19 protein-coding genes are annotated in these 20,898 nt (G+C 62.4%); 14 read left to right on the top strand and 5 right to left on the bottom strand.

Features of this window, described 5'->3' with window-relative positions; genetic code table 11:
• The first annotated feature begins 6 nt into the window (after positions 1-6).
• The 10 genes from murD to lpxC all read left to right on the top strand — a co-directional run bounded on the left by murD (position 7) and on the right by lpxC (position 11,619).
• Complete coding sequence (gene murD / locus GH665_RS18860; RefSeq protein ID WP_153137452.1) at positions 7-1,521, top strand: UDP-N-acetylmuramoyl-L-alanine--D-glutamate ligase; 1,515 nt, start codon at positions 7-9, stop codon at positions 1,519-1,521.
• Positions 1,518-2,804 carry a putative lipid II flippase FtsW gene (gene ftsW / locus GH665_RS18855; RefSeq protein WP_153137450.1) on the top strand — a complete coding sequence of 429 codons (1,287 nt, stop codon included), beginning with the start codon at positions 1,518-1,520 and terminating at the stop codon, positions 2,802-2,804. The genes murD and ftsW overlap by 4 nt, the downstream gene beginning before the upstream one ends.
• Positions 2,801-3,919 (top strand): undecaprenyldiphospho-muramoylpentapeptide beta-N-acetylglucosaminyltransferase, encoded by a 1,119-nt coding sequence (gene murG / locus GH665_RS18850; protein ID WP_153137448.1) that lies wholly within the window; start codon positions 2,801-2,803, stop codon positions 3,917-3,919. The genes ftsW and murG overlap by 4 nt, the downstream gene beginning before the upstream one ends.
• Complete coding sequence (murC, locus tag GH665_RS18845; protein ID WP_153137447.1) at positions 3,916-5,319, top strand: UDP-N-acetylmuramate--L-alanine ligase; 1,404 nt, start codon at positions 3,916-3,918, stop codon at positions 5,317-5,319. Before murG ends, murC begins: the two co-directional genes overlap by 4 nt.
• Positions 5,320-5,324: 5 nt before the next feature.
• Positions 5,325-6,266, top strand: a complete 942-nt coding sequence (locus GH665_RS18840; protein WP_153137445.1) for a D-alanine--D-alanine ligase — start codon at positions 5,325-5,327, stop codon at positions 6,264-6,266.
• A 35-nt stretch (positions 6,267-6,301) separates the two neighbouring features.
• Complete coding sequence (locus GH665_RS18835; protein WP_153137443.1) at positions 6,302-7,054, top strand: cell division protein FtsQ/DivIB; 753 nt, start codon at positions 6,302-6,304, stop codon at positions 7,052-7,054.
• Positions 7,055-7,081: 27 nt separating this feature from the next.
• Positions 7,082-8,314 (top strand): cell division protein FtsA, encoded by a 1,233-nt coding sequence (gene ftsA, locus GH665_RS18830; RefSeq protein WP_007180311.1) that lies wholly within the window; start codon positions 7,082-7,084, stop codon positions 8,312-8,314.
• A 133-nt stretch (positions 8,315-8,447) separates the two neighbouring features.
• Entirely contained in the window at positions 8,448-9,650 is a 1,203-nt protein-coding gene (gene ftsZ, locus GH665_RS18825; protein WP_153137441.1) for a cell division protein FtsZ, read from the top strand.
• 257 nt (positions 9,651-9,907) lie between these two features.
• Positions 9,908-10,411, top strand: coding sequence for a peroxiredoxin (locus GH665_RS18820; RefSeq protein WP_153137439.1), 504 nt, complete (start codon positions 9,908-9,910; stop codon positions 10,409-10,411).
• Between the two features lie 290 nt (positions 10,412-10,701).
• The gene (gene lpxC / locus GH665_RS18815; RefSeq protein ID WP_153137437.1) at positions 10,702-11,619 is read left to right on the top strand and encodes a UDP-3-O-acyl-N-acetylglucosamine deacetylase; all 918 of its coding nucleotides are present in this window, start codon (positions 10,702-10,704) and stop codon (positions 11,617-11,619) included.
• Positions 11,620-11,699: 80 nt separating this feature from the next.
• Here the strand turns inward: lpxC and GH665_RS18810 are convergent, their stop codons facing one another.
• A complete protein-coding gene (locus GH665_RS18810) occupies positions 11,700-12,185 on the bottom strand; it encodes a DciA family protein (protein WP_153137435.1) in 486 nt (161 codons plus the stop codon).
• Positions 12,186-12,474: 289 nt separating this feature from the next.
• On the opposite strand from GH665_RS18810, the gene secA reads away from it, so the two are divergent.
• The 4 genes from secA to GH665_RS18790 all read left to right on the top strand — a co-directional run bounded on the left by secA (position 12,475) and on the right by GH665_RS18790 (position 18,024).
• Positions 12,475-15,285: a preprotein translocase subunit SecA gene (secA, locus tag GH665_RS18805; protein WP_153138587.1), complete on the top strand. Its 2,811-nt coding sequence runs from the start codon at positions 12,475-12,477 to the stop codon at positions 15,283-15,285.
• Between the two features lie 151 nt (positions 15,286-15,436).
• The gene (gene argJ / locus GH665_RS18800) at positions 15,437-16,678 is read left to right on the top strand and encodes a bifunctional glutamate N-acetyltransferase/amino-acid acetyltransferase ArgJ (protein ID WP_153137433.1); all 1,242 of its coding nucleotides are present in this window, start codon (positions 15,437-15,439) and stop codon (positions 16,676-16,678) included.
• Between the two features lie 42 nt (positions 16,679-16,720).
• On the top strand, positions 16,721-17,590 hold the full coding sequence (locus tag GH665_RS18795; protein WP_153137430.1) for an ATP-binding protein: 870 nt from the start codon (positions 16,721-16,723) through the stop codon (positions 17,588-17,590).
• Complete coding sequence (locus GH665_RS18790) at positions 17,587-18,024, top strand: NUDIX domain-containing protein (protein WP_153137428.1); 438 nt, start codon at positions 17,587-17,589, stop codon at positions 18,022-18,024. Before GH665_RS18795 ends, GH665_RS18790 begins: the two co-directional genes overlap by 4 nt.
• 66 nt (positions 18,025-18,090) lie before the next feature.
• Here GH665_RS18790 and yacG read toward each other — a convergent pair whose 3' ends face one another.
• The 4 genes from yacG to GH665_RS18770 form a co-directional block, all read right to left on the bottom strand.
• Positions 18,091-18,288, bottom strand: a complete 198-nt coding sequence (gene yacG / locus GH665_RS18785) for a DNA gyrase inhibitor YacG (RefSeq protein WP_153137426.1) — start codon at positions 18,286-18,288, stop codon at positions 18,091-18,093.
• Positions 18,289-18,390: 102 nt separating this feature from the next.
• Positions 18,391-19,146 (bottom strand): cell division protein ZapD, encoded by a 756-nt coding sequence (gene zapD, locus GH665_RS18780; protein ID WP_030100922.1) that lies wholly within the window; start codon positions 19,144-19,146, stop codon positions 18,391-18,393.
• A 202-nt stretch (positions 19,147-19,348) separates the two neighbouring features.
• Complete coding sequence (gene coaE / locus GH665_RS18775; protein WP_153137424.1) at positions 19,349-19,951, bottom strand: dephospho-CoA kinase; 603 nt, start codon at positions 19,949-19,951, stop codon at positions 19,349-19,351.
• Between the two features lie 3 nt (positions 19,952-19,954).
• Positions 19,955-20,896: a prepilin peptidase gene (locus tag GH665_RS18770; RefSeq protein ID WP_153137421.1), complete on the bottom strand. Its 942-nt coding sequence runs from the start codon at positions 20,894-20,896 to the stop codon at positions 19,955-19,957.
• Positions 20,897-20,898 lie beyond the last annotated feature (2 nt).

The raw sequence follows: 20,898 nt of genomic DNA, 5'->3' as shown, positions 1-20,898 counted from the left end.
CAGGCGATGTTTGGCGAGAAGTTTCGGGATCGGCAAAAGCCGATGGTGCTCGTGCTGGGACTCGGTGAATCCGGTCTCGCGATGGCGCGCTGGTGCGCGCGGCACGGCTGTCGGCTGCGTGTGGCCGATACGCGTGAGGTGCCGCCGAACCTGTCCGCACTGGAAGCGCACAGCATTGATGCCGACTTCGTCGGCGGCCCGTTCTCGCTGTCATTGCTCGAAGGCGTGGAACTCGTGGCGATCAGCCCGGGTTTGTCGCCGCTCGCCGCTGATTTGCTGCCGCTGATCTCGGCCGCGCGCGAGCAGGATATCCCCGTATGGGGCGAACTCGAATTCTTCGCGCAAGCGCTGAAGACGCTCGGCGAAAGCGGTTACGCGCCGAAGGTGATTGCGATCACCGGTACTAACGGCAAGACCACGACGACGAGCCTCACCGGCCTGCTGTGCGAACGCGCCGGCAAGAAGGTGGCGGTGGCGGGCAACATCAGCCCGGCTGCACTGGACAAACTCAGCGAGGCAATCGACAACACGGCGCTGCCCGACGTGTGGGTGTTGGAACTGTCGAGCTTCCAGCTGGAAACCGCGCATACCTTTTCTCCAGACGCAGCCGTCGTGCTGAACATCACGCAGGATCACCTGGATTGGCACGGCGGCCTCGATGCGTACGCCGCCGCGAAGGGGCGCATTTTCGGACCGCAAACCGTGCGTGTGCTGAACCGCGACGACTCTCGCGTGATGGCGCTGGCGCCTTCGGCCGATTCCGACACAGCGATGATCACTTTTGGCGTCACCGAGCCGAAAAACGACGGTGACTACGGTCTGTTGCGCGAGAACGGCATGATCTGGCTGGTCGAAGCGCACGATCGCGACGCCAGCGACGAACCCGCGCCGACGCGCCGCCGCAAAAACGAAGTGGCGGCACCCAAGAATATCGCGCTCAAACGCCTGATGCCGGCCGACGCGTTGCGTATCCGCGGTCTGCACAATGCGGCCAATGCATTGGCCGCGTATGGCCTCGCGCGCGCGATCGCTCTGCCCGGCGCGCCGCTCCTGCACGGCCTGCGCGAATATCGCGGCGAGCCGCATCGCGTGGAATTGATCGCGTCGATCGAAGGTATCGATTATGTCGACGACAGCAAGGGCACCAACGTGGGCGCGACAGTTGCCGCGCTCGATGGTCTCGCGCAACGCGCGGTGCTGATCGCCGGCGGCGACGGCAAGGGTCAGGATTTCGAACCGCTCGCGGCACCGGTAATGCGTTGGTGCCGCGCCGTGATGCTGATCGGCCGCGACGCACCACAGATTCGCGCCGCGCTGGAAGACACCGGCATTGCAATGACCGACCACGCGACGCTCGAAGAAGCGACGCGGGCCGCCACCGCATTGGCGCAGCCCGGCGACGCCGTGCTGCTGTCGCCGGCTTGCGCGAGCTTCGACATGTTCAAGGGTTACGCACATCGCGCAGCGGTGTTCCGCAGCACGGTGGAAGAGATCGCGGCTGAACGGGGGACGATGATATGAGCTGGTCGGAACGCTTCGGTTCGCGCCTCGCCGGCTCCCGTGCCGGCAATGGCAGTGGCGATGCCGCGACCACGGGCCGCAGCGCGGGTCGTGCTGGTGGCAGCGGTCTTTCGAGCGCGGTGAACGGCGTGCGTCCGCTGCGCTCGCGGATGCTCGACTACGATCATTCGTTGCTGTGGGTGGTGGTCGCCTTGCTCGGGCTGGGTGTCGTCATGGTGTATTCGGCGTCGATCGCCATGCCCGATTCGCCGAAGTACGCGTCATACCGTGACTACGCATTCCTCGTGCGCCAGCTTGTTTTTGTGGTGATGGGCTCGGTGATCGGCGTCGTGGCGTTCCGCGTTCCGATCTCGACGTGGGATAAGTACGCACCGAAGCTCTTCCTGATTTCGCTGGCGGCTCTGGTGATCGTGCTGATCCCGCACGTCGGCAAGGGCGTGAATGGTGCGCGCCGCTGGATTCCGCTCGGCATCACGAACATGCAGCCGTCGGAAATCATGAAGCTGGCCGTGACGATTTACGCGGCGAACTACACGGTGCGCAAGCAGGAATACATGCACAGCTTCGCCAAGGGCTTTCTGCCGATGGCGGTGGCGGTGGGTCTCGTCGGCGCGTTGCTGCTGCTCGAACCGGACATGGGCGCGTTTATGGTGATCGCCGCGATCGCGATGGGCGTGCTGTTCCTCGGCGGCGTGAACGGCAAGCTGTTCGGCGGCCTGGTGGCCACCGCGGTCGGCACGTTCAGCTTGCTGGTGTGGGCGTCGCCATGGCGGCGTGAGCGGATTTTCGCCTACCTCGATCCGTGGGACGACCGTTACGCGCAGGGCAAGGCTTATCAATTGACGCACTCGCTGATCGCGTTCGGGCGCGGCGAATGGTTTGGCGTGGGCTTGGGCGGCAGCGTCGAGAAGCTCAACTATCTGCCGGAAGCGCATACCGACTTCATCCTGGCGGTGATCGGCGAGGAACTCGGTTTTGTCGGCGTGCTGGTCGTGATCCTGATGTTTTACTGGATCGTGCGCCGCTCGTTCGAGATCGGCCGTCAGGCGCTTGCACTCGACCGCACCTTTGCCGGGCTGGTCGCGAAGGGCATCGGTATCTGGTTCGGCGCGCAGACCTTCATCAACATGGGTGTGAACCTCGGCCTGCTGCCGACGAAAGGTTTGACGTTGCCGCTCGTCAGCTACGGCGGTTCGGGCATCTTGCTGAATTGCGTAGCGGTCGCGGTGCTGATGCGCGTGGATTACGAGAACCGGGTGCTCATGCGTGGAGGGAAAGTATGACCTCCATGCAGCAACGCACGTTGATGGTGATGGCCGGTGGCACCGGGGGACACGTGTTCCCGGGGCTCGCGGTCGCGCACCTGATGCAGGCGTGGGGCTGGAAGGTCGTATGGCTCGGCAATCCCGCGGGCATGGAAGCGACGTTGGTGCCGAAACACGGCATCCCGATGGAATACGTGCGCTTCGGCGGGCTGCGCGGCAAGGGCCTGAAGACCAAGCTGATGTTGCCGCTGAATCTGCTGCGCGCCTGCTCGCAAAGCCTGAGTGTGTTGCGTCGCGTGAAGCCCGACGTCGTGCTGGGCATGGGTGGTTACATCACGTTCCCGGCGGGTTTGATGACCGCGTTGAGCGGGCGTCCGCTGGTGCTGCATGAGCAGAATTCGATCGCGGGTCTCGCTAACAAGGTGCTTGCGAAAGTCGCGAAACGTGTACTGGTTGCATTCCCGAATGCGCTGCCGCACGGCGAATGGACCGGAAACCCGATTCGTGCGGAACTTGCGCGCGCAATTGCACCCAAAGCACGCTACGCAGCGCGCAGCGGTCCGCTGAATGTGCTGGTGGTGGGCGGCAGCCTGGGCGCAGCGGCGTTGAACGAAGTGGTGCCGCGCGCGGTTGCGCTGCTGGCGCCGAATGAACGTCCGCGCATCGTGCATCAGGCGGGCGCGAAGCATATTGAAGCGCTGCGTGAGAACTACGCGGCGGCGGCCCTGCAAGCGGGCGCCGATGTAGAGCTCGTGCCTTTCATCGACGACATGACGAACGCGTACGCGAACGCGGATCTGGTGATCTGCCGTTCGGGCGCGATGACGGTGTCGGAGATTGCGGCAGTTGGGGTGGCGGCATTCTTCGTGCCGTTCCCGTTTGCAGTAGACGATCACCAAACCACTAATGCAGCGTTCCTCGCCGACAACGGCGCGGCGCTGGTCGTGCAGCAACGCGATCTGTCGGCGCAGAAACTCGCCGACTGGTTGCGCAGCCAGACGCGAGAGACTCTCGCGGAAATGGCGGAGCGTTCGCGCTCGCTCGCGAAACCCGACGCCACGGAACAGGTCGCGAAGATTTGCGCGACTGTGGCGGGTTCGATTTCGGGCGCGAGCCCAGAAGGAAAGCAATGAAACACATCGTCAAACATATTCACTTTGTCGGCATCGGCGGTGTCGGCATGAGCGGCATCGCGGAGGTGCTGGTCAACCTCGGCTATCAGGTGAGCGGCTCGGACCTGTCGAGCAACGCGATCACCGATCGCCTCGCCGCGCTCGGCGCGCGTATCGCGATTGGCCACGCGGCAGAGAACATTGAAGGCGCGAACGCCGTGGTCGTTTCCACCGCGGTGCGCAGTGACAACCCGGAAGTGCTGGCCGCGCGTCATCGCCGCATTCCGATCGTGCCGCGCGCCGTGATGCTCGCGGAACTGATGCGTCTGAAGCAGGGCATCGCGATTGCCGGCACGCACGGCAAGACCACGACCACCTCGCTGGTGGCGAGCGTGCTGGCGGCGGGCGGGCTCGATCCGACGTTCGTGATCGGTGGGCGCCTGATCAGCGCGGGCGCGAATGCGCGTCTGGGGACGGGCGATTTCATCGTCGCCGAAGCGGACGAGTCGGACGCGTCGTTCCTGAATCTGTTCCCGGTGATCGAGGTCATCACGAATATCGACGCCGATCACATGGACACTTACGGGCACGACTTCGCGCGCCTGAAGCAGGCATTCATCGAATTCACGCACCGTTTGCCGTTCTATGGAATCGCGGTGCTGTGCGTCGACGATCCGAACGTGAAGGAAATCCTGCCGTTCGTGTCGAAGCCGATCATCCGCTATGGCTTCGCGCCGGACGCGCAGGTGCGCGCGGTCAACGTCGAAGCGCGTGGCGGCAAGATGCACTTCACCGCAATGCGTGAGGACGCGGCTCCGCTCGACATCGTGCTGAATCTGCCGGGCGAGCACAACGTGCAGAACGCGTTGGCCGCGATCGCGATTGCGACTGAACTTGAAGTGAAAGATGCCGATATCCAGCGAGCGCTCGCGGATTTCAACGGCGTGGGCCGCCGCTTCCAGCGTTACGGCGAAGTGCCGGTCGTGTCGGAAGGCAAAGCAGCCGGCACGTACACGCTGGTCGACGACTACGGTCATCACCCGGTGGAAATGGCGGCGACGGTCGCGGCGGCGCGTGGCGCGTTTCCGGGGCGGCGTCTGGTGCTGGCATTCCAGCCGCACCGCTTCACGCGCACGCGCGATTGCTTCGAAGATTTTGTGAAGGTGCTGTCGACCGTCGACGCGCTGGTGCTGACCGAAGTCTATTCGGCCGGTGAAGCGCCGATCGTCGCCGCGGACGGCCGCGCCTTGGCGCGCGCGCTGCGCGTGGCGGGCAAGGTCGAGCCGGTGTTTGTCGATACGGTGGATGAAGTGCCGGACGCGCTCTCAGCAGTGGTTCGCGACGGCGATGTGGTGATCACGATGGGCGCGGGTTCGATCGGCGGTGTGCCGGGACGCCTCGCGCAAGAAACGAAGGTATGAGTGAAATGAGCAGCATCGACCCTAAACAGTTTGGCAAAGTAGCAGTGCTGCTCGGTGGGGATTCCGCCGAGCGCGAGGTGTCGCTCAATTCGGGCCGCCTCGTGCTGCAAGGTCTGCGCGACGCCGGTATCGACGCGCATCCGTTCGACCCGGCCGAGCGTCCGCTCGCCGCGTTGAAGGAAGAAGGCTTCGTGCGCGCGTTCAACGCGCTGCATGGCGGTTACGGCGAGAACGGCCAGATCCAGGGCGCACTGGATTTTTACGGCATTCGTTATACCGGTAGCGGTGTGCTTGGTTCGGCGCTCGGTCTGGACAAGTTCCGCACCAAGCTCGTGTGGCAGCAACTCGGCATTCCGACGCCGCCGTTCGAGGCTGTGCTGCGCGGCGACGATTACGAAGCACGCGCGAAAGATATCGTCGCGAAGCTTGGCTTGCCGCTGTTCGTGAAGCCGGCCAGCGAAGGCTCGAGCGTCGCGGTGATCAAGGTGAAAAGCGCCGACGCATTGCCGGCAGCGCTGCTCGAAGCGGTCAAGTACGACAAGATCGTCGTGGTCGAACAGAGCATCGAGGGCGGCGGCGAATATACGGCCTGTGTCGCCGGCGATCTGGACCTGCCGGTGATCCGTATCGTGCCGGCCGGCGAGTTCTACGACTACCACGCGAAGTACATCGCCAACGACACGCAGTATCTGATTCCGTGCGGTCTGGCGGCGGACGAAGAAGCGCGCCTCAAAGTGCTGGCGCGCCGCGCGTTCGACGTACTCGGCTGTACCGATTGGGGGCGCGCCGATTTCATGCTCGACGCCGATGGCAACCCGTATTTCCTGGAAGTGAACACGGCCCCTGGGATGACCGATCACTCGCTGCCGCCGAAAGCGGCGCGCGCGGTGGGCATCAGCTATCAGGACCTGGTTGTCGGCGTGTTGGCGCTGACGCTTAAGGACTAACTAAGGACTGACCGGGGCGACCCGAAAGCAACACCATGTGGAACAACGTTCGCCAGCTCAATCTCGCCGCCAACGCATTGCATGCGGTGCTGGTGCTCGTGCTGCTGGTGGCTGGCGGTTACTGGCTGATTCAGCGTCCGAATTTCGCGCTGCGCGAAATCCAGATCGACGGCGACACCGAGCACATCAATTCGCCGACGGTGCGTGCCGGAGTGGTAGGGCGCCTGAAAGGCAACTTTTTTACGGTGGATCTCGACGTCGCGCGGCAGGCGTTCGAGCAGATGCCCTGGGTGCGTCATGCGAGCGTACGGCGGGTCTGGCCCAACGCGCTGGCTGTCACGCTTGAAGAGTACAAACCCCTTGGTACGTGGGGTAGCGATCAGTTGGTAAGCGTGGATGGCGAGCTGTTCACCGCGAACCAGGGCGAGCTCGAAGAAGAGCTGCCCGCGTTCGACGGCCCGGACGGTACGGCAAAAGAGGTCGTCGCACGTTATAGCGATTTCAGGAAGTGGTTTGCGCCGTTGGGCGCAACGCCGGAGGAAGTCACGCTGTCGCCGCGTTATGCGTGGACGGTGAAGCTGTCGAACGGAATGCAGGTGGAGCTTGGGCGCGAACGCAATCAGGACACACTGCTCGATCGGAGCCGCCGCCTGACCGCGGCGTGGAACGCGGTGACGCAACGTTGGGGAAAGGATATCGAGTATGCAGACTTGCGCTATCCGAACGGTTTCGCGATTCGTGCCGCTGGCATGCGCTTCATCAGCGAACCCGACAAGGGCAAGAAGTAAACGGACATCACACGCAATGAGCACGCTATGAGTAAAGACTATAAAGATCTGCTGGTCGCCCTCGACATCGGGACGTCGAAGGTAGTGGCTATCGTCGCCGAGTTGAAGGGCGAGGGCCACTACGAGGTGATCGGCCTCGGCCAGAGCGAATCGAAGGGGCTCAAGAAGGGCGTGGTGGTGAACATCGAAGCCACCGTGCAGTCCATTCAGCGCGCGCTCGAGGAAGCCGAGCTGATGGCCGACTGCAAGATCACGAACGTCTTTACCGGGATCGCCGGCAGCCATATCCGCAGCTTCAATTCGAGCGGCATGGTGGCGATCAAGGAAAAGGAAGTCACGCAGACGGACGTCGCGCGCGTGATCGAGACGGCCAAGGCGATCAACATCCCGACCGATCAGCAGGTGCTGCACATCCTGACGCAGGAATTCATCATCGACGGTCAGGAAGATGTGCGCGAGCCGATCGGCATGAGCGGCATCCGCCTGGAAGTGAAGGTGCACATCGTGACCGGCGCGGTGAGTGCGGCGCAGAACATTGTGAAGTGCGTGCGCCGCTGCGGGCTCGAAGTGAACGATCTGATCCTGCAGCCGCTCGCTTCGTCGCTGGCGGTGCTGACGGAAGACGAAAAGGAACTCGGCGTGGTGCTGGTCGATATCGGTGGCGGCACGACCGATATCGCGATTTTCAGCGAAGGCGCGATTCGTCACACAGCGGTGATTCCGATCGCCGGCGACCAGATCACGAGCGACATCGCGATGGCTTTGCGTACGCCGACGCCGGACGCGGAAGACATCAAGGTCGACTACGGCATTGCGAAGCAAGCCTTGGCCGATCCGGACGAGATGATCGAAGTGCCGGGTCTCGGCGAGCGCGGTCCGCGCACGCTGTCGCGCCAGGCACTGGCAGCGGTGGTCGAGCCGCGGGTCGAAGAACTGTTTTCACTCGTGCAGCAGGTGGTGCGCGAGTCCGGTTATGAAGAACTGCTCAGCTCCGGCGTGGTGCTGACCGGCGGCGCGTCGATGATGCTCGGCATGGTCGAACTCGGCGAGGACATTTTCCTGAAGCCGGTGCGCATCGGCGTGCCGGAGTACGCGGGCGGTCTTGCGGACGTCGTGCGTAACCCGCGTTATTCGACGGCGATGGGTCTGCTCGTCGAAGGGCGCTCGCAACGGATGCGCGGCCGCAAGGTCGCGGTGCAGTCGGGGTCGATGGGCCAGGTCTTTACGCGAATGAAAGACTGGTTCCTCGGCAACTTCTAAAAGAATTCGCTTTTTGAACGGTTTTACGTAAATACGCGCTGGTGCCGGCGGCTGGCGCGCGACAGGAGGTTGCCCGATCTCCTGCCGAATAACGGCCGAAGTGGCTGCAATTTTTTATCTTGACGGAGGCAACATGGAATTCCAGATGCTGGAAACCGAAACGAACGGCACCATCATCAAGGTGATCGGAGTAGGTGGCGCTGGCGGCAATGCCGTTCAGCACATGATCAACAAAGGCGTGCAAGGCGTCGACTTCATCGTGATGAACACGGACGCGCAGGCTCTGTCGCGTTCGCGCGCTTCCGCGGTGATCCAGCTCGGCAACACGGGTCTGGGCGCCGGCGCCAAGCCGGAAATGGGCCGCGCCGCAGCAGAAGAAGCACGTGAGCGCATCGCCGACGCACTGCGCGGCGCACACATGGTGTTCATCACCGCCGGCATGGGTGGCGGCACGGGCACGGGCGCAGCACCGGTGGTCGCGCAGATCGCCAAGGAAATGGGTATCTTGACTGTTGGTGTAGTCAGCAAGCCGTTCGAATTCGAAGGCGGCAAGCGCATGCGTGTGGCAGAAGCTGGTTCGCAGCAACTGGAGGATCACGTCGACTCGCTGATCGTCGTTCTGAACGACAAGCTGTTCGAGGTGATGGGCGATGACGCCGAGATGGACAAGTGCTTCCAGTGCGCAGACGACGTTCTGAACAACGCAGTTGCCGGCATCGCGGAAATCATCAACGTCGACGGTCTGGTGAACGTCGACTTCGAAGACGTGAAGACGGTGATGGGCGAGCAGGGCAAGGCGATGATGGGCACGGCGACGGTTGCTGGCGTCGATCGCGCACGTCTGGCTGCCGAGCAGGCTGTGGCCAGCCCGCTGCTGGAAGGGGTGGATCTGTCGGGCGCGCGTGGCGTGCTGGTCAACATCACGTCGAGCCGTTCGCTGCGTCTGTCGGAAACGCGCGAAGTGATGAACACCATCAAGAGCTATGCTGCAGAAGACGCAACCGTGATCTTCGGTGCGGTGTACGACGATGCAATGGGCGACGCGCTGCGCGTGACGGTCGTGGCAACGGGTCTGGGCCGTGCGGCGAAGAAGCAGCAATCGGCACCGATGACGCTGCTGCGCACCGGCACGGACAATCAGCCGATCGGCGGGATGCAACACGCCGCTTACACGCCGTCGTCGTCGCATGCAAGCACGGCCGATTACGGCGCGCTGGATACGCCGGCTGTGTGGCGCACCTCGCGCGATACGGCGGCTTCGCACGTGCAGGCGCTGCAGGAAAAGGGCGTCGATACGTACGACATTCCGGCATTCCTGCGCAAGCAGGCGGACTGAGCGCACGAGCAGGCTTTCGTTGTCGCGCTGCGGCTTGTAGAAGTGCAGCGTTGGCGGACGAATGCACGAGCGTGGCGGGTGAACGGCGAAAAAGCCGCGTATCGTTTGATTCGCGGCAAGGACAAGTGCCCTCTTCGGAATCGCGAAGCGGACGGGGCAACTGTCGCCGGATGGCGGAGCCTGAATTGGGCAGACGCTGAATTCACTGCGACACGACGACGTGCGAGCGTGCTTCGCATCGATGCAAAGGACTGAGCATGATTCAAACAGGTGAGAAGCTACCCGACGCAACGCTCTTCGAGTTTGTCGAAGACGCGCGCGCGGGTTGCACGCTGGGGCCTAACAGCTTCGACGTGCGCGAGCAGACGGCGGGTAAGCGCGTGGTGATCTTCGGGTTGCCGGGCGCGTTCACGCCGACCTGTTCGGCCAAACATGTACCGGGTTACGTTGAGCATGCCGAGCAGTTGCGCGCTCTTGGCGTCGACGAGATCTGGTGCGTGTCCGTCAACGACGCGTTCGTAATGGGCGCGTGGGGACGCGATCAGCACGCCTCGGGCAAGGTGCGCATGATGGCGGATGGCAGTGCGCTTTTCACGCGAGCACTCGGTCTTGAGCAGGATTTGTCGGCGCGCGGCATGGGAATCCGTTCCCAGCGCTACGCAATGGTTGTCGACGACGGCGTGGTCAAGACGTTGAACGTCGAGGCTGCCGGCAAATTCGAAGTCAGCGGTGCAGAGAGTATCCTCGCTACGTTGAGCTAGTCGCGATTGCGTTTGAAGCCAATGCCCCGGGTCTGCGCGCTTATTGCGTTGTATCAGGGCAACGGCACATAAGACGCTTTTGTGACAGGCCGTTACGCGGGCCGATGACCGGAAACGCCTCCGTTCCGGACATCGGCCCGTCACGCTTTCCCTGACGGGCGCCCAAGGGGTAATGCAGAGAAACAGATTGATACGTTCCGTGAAACGACGTCCCTTAGGGTATTGGAGTATACTTCGCGCTATGGAATAAAAAGTCCCGATTGGGATTTTCAATCGAATAGAAGATCACCATGTTGAAGCAGCGCACTATCAAATCAATCGTCAAGACAGTCGGCATCGGCCTGCACTCCGGCCGCAAGGTTGACCTGACGCTCCGCCCGGCGGCGCCGGATACTGGCATCGTGTTTTCGCGCGTGGATTTGCCCACGCCGGTGGATATCCCTGCGTCGGCGATGGCGATTGGCGATACGCGTCTGGCTTCGGTGTTGCAGAAAGACGGCGCGCGCGTGTCGACCGTCGAGCATTTAATGTCCGCATGCGCGGGCCTCGGCATCGATAATCTTTATGTCGACGTGACCGCTGAAGAAATTCCGATCATGGACGGCAGTGCGGGTTCGTTCGTGTTTCTGATTCAGTCGGCGGGTATTGAAGAACAGAACGCGGCGAAGAAATTCATTAAGGTCACCAAGCCGGTCGAAATTCGCGACGGCGATAAATTCGCGCGTCTCGATCCGTATTTCGGTTTCAAGCTCAAATTCACCATCGATTTCCGTCACCCGGCTGTGGATAAAACCGGCCAGGCGCTGGAAGTGGATTTTGCCAATACATCGTATGTGCGGGAAATCGCCCGTGCGCGCACGTTCGGCTTTGCGCATGAAGTGGAAATGATGCGCGAACTCGGTTTGGCGCGTGGCGGCAGCATGGATAACGCCATCGTGCTGGACGAGTACCGCATTCTGAATAACGACGGGCTGCGTTACGACGACGAATTCGTGAAGCACAAGATGCTCGACGCGATCGGCGATCTGTACGTGATCGGCCATCCGTTGCTGGCTTCGTACACCGCGTACAAGTCGGGCCACGGCCTGAACAACGCGCTGCTGCGCGAGTTGTTGGCGCATGAGGATTCGTACGAGATCGTCACGTTCGAGGACACGCAGAAGGCGCCGCGCGGCTTTGCGTACGAAACGCAGACGGCGTTCGCGTAATTTGCTTAGCCGCTTCGGATGAAATTTCCGAAGCGAATGGATGAAAAATAAGCGGCCCTTGTGGGTCGCTTATTTTTTGCTCAGCGATTTCGCCGATGCCGCGCTGCCATTTTTGCCAAAGCTTCCTGCAACGGCGAGGGTGCGAGCGATTCGGAAAGCGCGTGCAGCGCGTCGGCGCCGACTGGCGTCATGCGCGCCTGCTTGACCGGCGGCGGCTCCTTCAAAGGCTGTGGCCGCACGCGAATCCGCAGTGAATTGACCGGCCAGCCGCGCTGCTGCAGATCCGACAGCAACCGCGGCTCGATCTGGCGCAGGCGGGCGGCCAGCGCGTTGTGCCCGGCAAACAGGGCCAGTACGCCTTCCTTGATGAAGCTGGGTTCTACGCTGGTTGCCAGATAATCCGGCAGCAGCTCGCGCAAATCCTTTTCCAGCGCCGCAATCTGCTCGACGCCCGCGCGCAGGGCCGCAAATGCGTCGGTGCGTTTCAGCACTTCGGCGACGGGCTGCGGGCGGCGCGCCTTGAACTGCTGGGGCGGCGGCCTTGAAAAGGACGGAAAACGGCTCATGTTTGACAGTGACGGCGTGTTTGCACCCGATGTGCGCTCACGCCGCGATTGTACCGTGCGGGATGCACGCGGATCTGCCTCAATGCGTATTGTCGGAGGTCGCTGCGGCGGGTTTTTCTGGCTTGCCGTCGTCGCGCCGCTGACACAGGCGCGGGCGGGGGCGCGTGCTAAAATGCCCGATTCGAATTCACTCTTGGACTAAGCCGCCGAGGCCTTTCCGACCCCGGAGCGCACGTGCATGAACTGCACGCCGCGAACCAGCCGAAGCCGCGACGCAGACACCGATCCGATGACCACCGGTTTTCTACAGAAGATTTTTGGCAGCCGCAACCAGCGGTTAGTCAAGCAATATCAAAAGACCGTCACGGCGATCAATGCGCTCGAGCCGCAGATCGAGCAATTGACGGACGACCAACTGCGCGCCAAAACGGGTGAATTCCGCCAGCGTGTCGCGAGTGGCGAGTCGCTCGACAAGCTCCTGCCGGAAGCCTTCGCGGTGTGCCGCGAGGCGAGCAAGCGGGTGCTCAAGATGCGCCACTTCGACGTGCAGCTGATCGGCGGCATGGTCCTGCATTACGGCAAGATCGGCGAAATGCGCACCGGTGAAGGCAAGACGCTCGTGGCCACGCTGCCGGTGTACCTGAACGCGCTGTCCGGCCGCGGCGTGCACGTCGTCACGGTGAACGACTACCTGGCCCAGCGCGACGCCGAATGGATGGCGCGTCTGTACAACTTCCTGGGCCTGTCGGTCGGCATCAATTTGTCGCAGATGGATCACGGCGCGAAGCAGGAAGCGTACGCCGCTGACATCACGTACGGTACCAACAACGAATTCGGCTTCGACTACCTGCGCGACAACATGGTCTATGAGACCGACGCGCGCGTGCAGCGAGCCCTGAATTTCGCGGTGGTCGACGAGGTCGACTCGATCCTGATCGACGAAGCCCGCACGCCGCTCATCATCTCCGGCCAGGCCGAAGATCACACCGAACTCTACGTGCGCATGAATGCGCTGCCGCCGCTGCTCGAACGCCAGATCGGCGAAGAGAAGGCGGACGGCACCGGCGTCGAAAAGCCGGGCGATTACACGCTGGACGAAAAAGGTCGTCAGGTCTTTCTGACGGAGTCGGGCCACGAAAAGGCCGAGCGTCTGCTCGCCGAATGGGGCCTGATCGGCGAGGGCGAAAGCCTGTACGCGCCGCAGAACATCACGCTGATGCACCACGTGTACGCCGCACTGCGCGCGCACACGCTGTTCTTCAAGGATCAGCATTACGTCGTGCAGAACGGCGAAGTCGTGATCGTCGACGAATTCACTGGCCGCTTGATGTCGGGCCGCCGCTGGTCGGACGGCTTGCACCAGGCGGTTGAGGCGAAGGAGCACGTCAAGATCCAGAGCGAGAACCAGACACTCGCGTCGATCACGTTCCAGAACTACTTCCGTATGTACGCGAAGCTGTCCGGCATGACCGGTACGGCCGATACCGAAGCGTACGAATTCAACGAGATTTACGGTCTCGAAACGGTCGTGATCCCGACCAACCGTCCGCCGAAGCGGATCGACAAGCAGGATCAGATCTACAAGACCGCCAAGGAGCGCTATGACGCGGTGATCCGCGACATCCGCGATTGTCACGAACGCGGTCAGCCGGTGCTCGTCGGTACGACGTCGATCGAGAACTCGGAACTGCTGTCGCATCTGCTGAAGCAGGCCGGCTTGCCGCACGAAGTGCTGAACGCCAAGCAGCACGCGCGTGAAGCAGAGATTGTCGCCGAAGCGGGCCGTCCGAAGCGTGTCACGATCGCCACCAACATGGCCGGTCGCGGCACCGACATCGTGCTCGGCGGCAACGCCGAAAAGCAGGCGTCGTTCATCGAGCTGGATGAAACACTTTCCGATGCTGAAAAGCAGACGCGTATCCAGAAGCTGCACGACGAATGGCAGGCGCTGCACGACCAGGTGAAGGCCGCGGGCGGCCTGCACATCATCGGCACTGAACGTCACGAATCGCGCCGGATCGACAACCAGTTGCGCGGCCGTGCCGGCCGTCAGGGTGACCCGGGCTCGTCGCGCTTCTATCTGTCGCTGGAAGATCCGCTGCTGCGTATTTTCGCGGGCGATCGCGTGCGCGCGATCATGGACCGCCTGAAGATGCCGGAAGGCGAGGCGATCGAGGCGGGCATCGTGTCGCGTTCGATCGAATCGGCGCAGCGCAAGGTTGAAGCGCGAAACTTCGACGTTCGCAAGCAATTGCTTGAATACGACGATGTGTCGAACGATCAGCGGAAGGTGATCTATCAGCAGCGCAATGAATTGCTCGAAGCGAACGACATCACCGAAACCATTGGCGCCATGCGTCATGGCGTGATCGCCGATATCGTTCACCAATTCGTGCCGGCCGGCAGCATCGAGGAGCAGTGGGAAGTGCCCGAGCTGGAAGAAGTGCTGCGCAACGAATGGCAGCTCGACCTCGCGATCCAGGAAATGATCAACGAGTCGAACTCGATCAGCGCGGACGAGATTCTCGAAGCGGTCGAAGCCGCTGCGGACGAATCGTATGAATCGAAGGTCGAACAGGTCGGCCGCGAATCATTCAGCGCGTTCGAACGTTCGATCATGCTGCAAACGCTGGATCGTAGCTGGCGTGAGCATCTGGCTGCGCTCGATCACCTGCGCCAGGGCATCCATCTGCGCGGTTATGCGCAGAAGAATCCGAAGCAGGAATACAAGCGGGAGGCGTTCGAACTGTTCGCCGCGATGCTCGACGCCGTGAAGCTCGAAGTTACCCGGGTGGTGATGAACGTGCAGATCCAGTCGCCGGAACAGCTGGAACAGGCCGCCGAGCAGTACGAAGAGCAGGGTAGCCACCTCGAAAACGTCGAATTCCGTCACGCCGAATTCGCCGAGGCAGCAGCGGCAGCGCCTGCCGCCGCGGAGGCGGCTACCGCCGCGATGATCGGCGACGCGATGAGCCACGGCTCGTCTCACGCCGTCGCGTCGGACGTGAGCGCGGATAGCGTGCCGAAGGTGGGCCGCAACGACCCGTGCCCGTGCGGTAGCGGCAAGAAGTACAAGCAGTGTCACGGTAGGATCGCATAATGGCGAAAGCGGCGCGCTTTAAGCGCGCCGCTTCGTTTTACCCAGTGCTTTGCTGGTGATTTCGCGGTGGTTCGGCAACGCGCTCGAGCCATCAGTTTCCGTTTCCATCGATGCCGGCGCCTGCCGGCATTTTCTTCGACAGGTCGCGACCATGGCTGTCAATTTCCCTTCGATCGATCCCGCTCAACTTCACCCTGTCGCCGGCGTCACGCTCGGCTGGGCGGAGGCGAATATCCGCAAACCGAACCGCAAGGACGTGCTGGTCATCTCCGTGGGCGTTGGCGCGACAGTAGGCGGCGTGTTCACGCAGAATCGCTTTTGTGCCGCGCCCGTCACCGTGTGCCGCGAGAATCTGGAGCGCGTACGGCAGGGCGGCAAGCCGATTCGCGCGCTGGTGATCAACACCGGCAACGCGAACGCGGGCACGGGCGAGCCTGGCCTCGTCGCTGCACGCGAAACCTGCGCCGAACTCGCGCGTCTCGCGGACATCACGCCGGAGCAGGTTTTGCCGTTTTCGACGGGCGTGATTCTGGAACCGTTGCCGGTCGATCGTCTGAAGGCGGGACTGCCCGCTGCGCTGGCAAACCGCAAGGAAGCCAACTGGTACGACGCCGCCCAGGCGATCATGACCACGGACACGCTGCCGAAAGCCGTCTCGCGCCAGGTTACGGTCGAGGGGCACACGGTCACGCTCACCGGCATCAGCAAGGGCGCCGGCATGATCAAGCCGAACATGGCGACCATGCTCGGTTTCCTCGCGTTCGACGCTGCTGTCGCGCAGCCGGTGCTCGATGCACTGGTCAAGCACGTGGCGGACCGCTCGTTCAACTGCATTACGATCGACGGAGATACATCGACCAACGATTCTTTCATCCTGATCGCTTCGGGCAAATCGAGCCTGCCGGCGATCACGTCCACCGATTCGCCCGCTTATGCAGCGCTGCGCGACGCGGTGACCGAAGTCGCCCAGACCCTCGCGCAACTGATCGTGCGCGACGGCGAAGGCGCGACCAAATTCATGACCGTGCATGTGGAAGGCGGCTCGAGCGTCGGCGAATGCCGCCAGATCGCTTATGCGATTGGGCACTCACCGCTCGTGAAGACGGCTTTCTATGCATCGGATCCGAATCTCGGCCGCATTCTCGCGGCCATCGGCTATGCCGGCGTGGACGATCTCGACGTCGGCAAGATCGATCTGTATCTGGACGACGTGCTGGTCGCCACTGCCGGCGGCCGCAATCCGGCCTACCGCGAGGAAGATGGCCAGCGCGTCATGAAGAAGAGCGAGATCGGCATTCGCGTCGTACTCGGCCGCGGCAATGCGCAAGCCACGATCTGGACTTGCGATCTGTCGCACGACTACGTGAGCATCAACGCCGACTATCGTTCGTAACCAGGTTCATTACGCGGCGCTTTGGCCGCTTATCTCTCAGCCATGGACAAACTCGAACAGTTTCTGACCCGGGCCGAAGCCGTGCTCGTTCGCCTTGAAGCGATGCTTCCGCCTGCCCAACCCGAGATCGACTGGTCGGCGGCGGTCGCCTTTCGCTGGCGCAAACGCCAGGGGCGCGGATATTTGCAGCCGGTTCCGGCCATCTCGTCGATTACGCTCGACGATCTGCAAAACATCGATCGCCAGAAGGGGTTGATTGAGCAGAACACGCGTCAGTTCGTGCACAAGCAGCCGGCTAACAACGTGCTGCTGACGGGCGCGCGCGGCACGGGCAAGTCGTCGCTAATCAAGGCCTGCCTGAACGCCTATGCGAATGACGGGCTGCGCCTGATCGAAGTGGATAAAGACGATTTGCACGATCTGGGCGACATCGTCGATCTGATCGCGCAACGACCGGAGCGCTTCGTGGTGTTCTGCGACGACCTGTCGTTCGAAGACGGCGAGTCGGGCTACAAGGCGCTGAAGGTCGCGCTCGACGGCTCGATCGCCGCACAGTCGGACAACGTGCTGATCTACGCAACGTCGAACCGCCGCCATCTGTTGCCCGAGTACATGAGCGACAACGAGACGTACAAGCACACGTCCGACGGCGAGATTCATCCAGGCGAACTGGTCGAAGAAAAGATATCGTTGTCCGAGCGCTTCGGGTTGTGGGTTAGCTTCTATCCGTTCAAGCAGGACGACTATCTGTCGATCATCGGCCACTGGCTGCGCCATTTTGGCTGCGACGACGCGGAAGTCGAGGCGGCGCGCGGCGATGCGCTGGTTTGGGCGCTGGAGCGCGGGTCCCGCTCGGGGCGCGTCGCGTGGCAATTCGCGCGCGACTGGTCTGGCCGGAAGACCTCGGCATGAGCGACGCGCAGAAGAACGCGGCTGGCCGCACGGTGACCGAGGTGGCCGTGGGCGTGCTGGTTCAGTCCGATGGACACTATCTGCTGGCGCAGCGGCCGGCCGGCAAGCCGTATGAAGGCTACTGGGAGTTTCCGGGTGGCAAGCTGGAGGCGGGCGAATCGGTCGAGGCCGCGCTAGCCCGTGAGTTGCACGAGGAGCTGGGGATCGACGTCAAGGCGAGTCATCTTTGGCGCACGCTCGAGCACGACTACCCGCACGCCTATGTGCGACTGTTTTTTTGCAAAGTGACAGAGTGGACCGGCGAGCCGCACGGCCGCGAAGGCCAGGCATTTGTCTGGCAGACACTCCCGGCGACGGTTTCACCGTTGTTGCCGGCGGCGATCCCCGTACTGGAATGGCTCGCGGCTGAGAAGAACCAGGAAGATGGTGCGTAGTGACGGGCGGCGCCGCGTGAGCGGCGCCGCCCGGAAGACTGCAGCACTGCTGCATGCCTGCGCTGTTTAATGCGGGTTGTAGTCCCCACCCGGTGATTCATCTGACGGCGCTTCTTCATCCGTGCCGCCTATCTTGTACTTCTCAGCGGCCCAGGCGCCGAGATCGATCTGCTTGCAGCGATCGGAGCAGAACGGACGGAAGCGGTTTTCAGGGGTCCAGCGGACGTCCTTTCCGCAAGTGGGGCATTTGACGACGGTAGGCATACGGTCAGGCAGGCGATCGGAAACGGAACAAGTAACGAATATAGGGGCATTTTTCGCCGCTTTAAAGGCGTGGCCCCACGGTTCGGTTCTAAAGGGCGGATCTTACAGGCTGCACAGCGTAAGCTGGAAGGGCACGTCGACATCTACCGCGCGCGGACGCAAATCGCCGTCCTGCACCGTGAAGCGTACCCAAAGCATGTACTTGTTAGCGCTGGCCTCAGGAATCACCCGCAATTCAGGTGCCACCCGTACCTGCATCAGCTGGTATGAACGGCCCGACAGCATCTGCTGATAGCTGCCCTGCATAGCCATGACCTTGGACGCCTGACCGGATTCGCGCGCGAGACGCAGAACGATGGTTGCCGCATCGCGCAAGGGCAACAACGGCGTGACCCATTTGGCGATGTCCTGCCGGCGCTGATCGGGATGAATCTGCTGCCACGCGTAGTACGAAGGCAAATCGAACTTGCAGGTACCACCCGGAATGATCGCGCGGCTGCGGATGCTGGCGAGCCATTCGTTGTCTGCCAGATGCTGGCCGGTTTTGCCTTGCATCTGTGAAAGCCCCGACAAAGTCTGCTCGATCTCTCCCAGCACTGCCTCCAGCGCGTTCTGCTCGATACCCGGATTGCCCCGGAACGGCGCCAAGGTTTGCCGCTGGCGCTCAAGTTCCTTCATCAGATCGGACTTCAGATCCGCGCGACCCGCCACCTCTGAGATTTCGAACAACGTTGTCAGTGCGACGTGGTGTTCCCGGGCGTCTTCCTGAGTCAGAAAGAAGGTGAAGCGCTCGAACAGATCTTCGAGGCGCAATAGCGTCCGGATTCGCTCGTTGAAGGGATACTCGTAAAGGATCAAGCGGGCTCGCCTCGGGCGTGGTCGGTGACAGGAATGCAGAACATTCTAATGCCGTGAGACTACCCTAGCAATCACGCACTTTTTCAGCGCGCTTTCGCAATTTTTTTCGCGTGTTTCGAGTGGTTTTCGGAGTGCTTCGGCTCGCGTGCCGCGGCAAAGTTCAACAAAACTGTGTGCTCGGCATACCACGGCCTGCGCACGCTTATGCCGCCGCCAGTGCCAGATAGACGCGATGCTGTGCGTCGACTTGCGCCTTGAGCGCATCCAGCGGTGCGTTGTCGTTGTCGATGATGTCGTCGGCTGCGGCGAGGCGCGCTTCGCGCGTTGCCTGGCGGGCGATGATCGCCAGAACCTGTTCGCGGCTGAACCCGTTGCGGCTCATCACGCGCGCGATTTGCGTCTCGACGCTGCAATCGACCGTCAGCACGCGGTTCACGCGCGTTTTCCAGTTGCCCGACTCCACCAGCAGAGGTACGACCACGATCACGTACGGCCCTTGCGCCTCACGCTGTTCGCGTTCGGTCTCTGCACGAATCAACGGATGCGTGATGCCTTCGAGGCGTTTGCGCGCACCTTCGTCGCTGAACACCAGCGTGCGCATGCGGGCGCGGTCGAGCGAGCCATCCGCGGCAACGAACGAATCGCCGAACTCCGCGGCGATCTGGGGCATTGCGATGCCATGCGGCGCCGTAATGCGGTGCGCGATCAGGTCGGTGTCGACAAGCGGTACGCCGTGCGCAGCGAACAGGTCGGCCACAGTGGACTTACCACTGCCGATGCCGCCGGTCAGTCCCACAACAAACATGCTTCAGCCTCCCAAGGCCAGATAAAACGGTGTGCCGAGAAATAGCGTAACAGCACCGCCCGCTGCGAGAAATGGCCCGAACGGCAGCGGCTCTTCAAAGCGCATGCGACCGCGCCATGTCGCCGCGAGGCCGACCACTGCACCGGTTACCGCCGCGATCAGGATGATCTGCGGAAGCGCCGCCCAGCCAAGCCATGCGCCGAGCGCAGCCAGCAGTTTGAAGTCACCATAACCCATCCCTTCAATGCCGCGCACGAGCCGGAACAGCCAATGCACGGCCCACAGCACCAGATAGCCGAAGATCGCGCCCAGCACGGCATCGTGCAGGCTCGCGAACATGCCGTTGAAATTCACGATCAGGCCGGCCCACAGGAGCGGCAGCGTCATCGAGTCCGGCAGCAGATGCGTGTCGATGTCGATCGCGCTCATTGCCAGCAGCGCGGCGCATAGTCCGAAGGCGGCGAGTGCCGTGCCGGTCGGCCCATACAGTGCGAGCGCCCCTGCCGCGCAGGCTGCGGTGGCGATTTCGAGCAGCGGGTAGCGCAGGCTGATGCGAGTTTTGCACGCGGAGCAGCGTCCGCGTAACAGCAGGTAGCTCAGCACCGGCAGGTTTTCCCATGCGCTGAGCACGTGGCCGCAGTGCGGGCATGCGCTGCGTGGCACCCACAGGTTGTAGCGGGCGGGCAGGCCGTCGTTTTCAAGCGGTTGTTCGGTGGCCTCGCTGACCTCTTCGCGCCACGCGCGCTCCAGCATGATCGGCACGCGATGCACCACCACGTTCAGGAAGCTGCCGATCACAAGGCCGAATACGATTGCGAATGCAATTTGCAGGCCTTCGGGCAAGCTACCGAACGCGAGTTCGAGACCCGTTGCGAAGTGGCCGGACAGCAGACCCGAAAACAGGCTGGAAGAGGTATCTGACACGAGCGGAATGGTGGCCTGCATAT

It is taken from the genome of Paraburkholderia agricolaris (genome assembly GCF_009455635.1).
Lineage (GTDB): Bacteria > Pseudomonadota > Gammaproteobacteria > Burkholderiales > Burkholderiaceae > Paraburkholderia > Paraburkholderia agricolaris.
The sequence above is the reverse complement of the archived record's forward strand: the minus strand, read 5'-3'. Positions and strand labels throughout refer to the sequence as shown.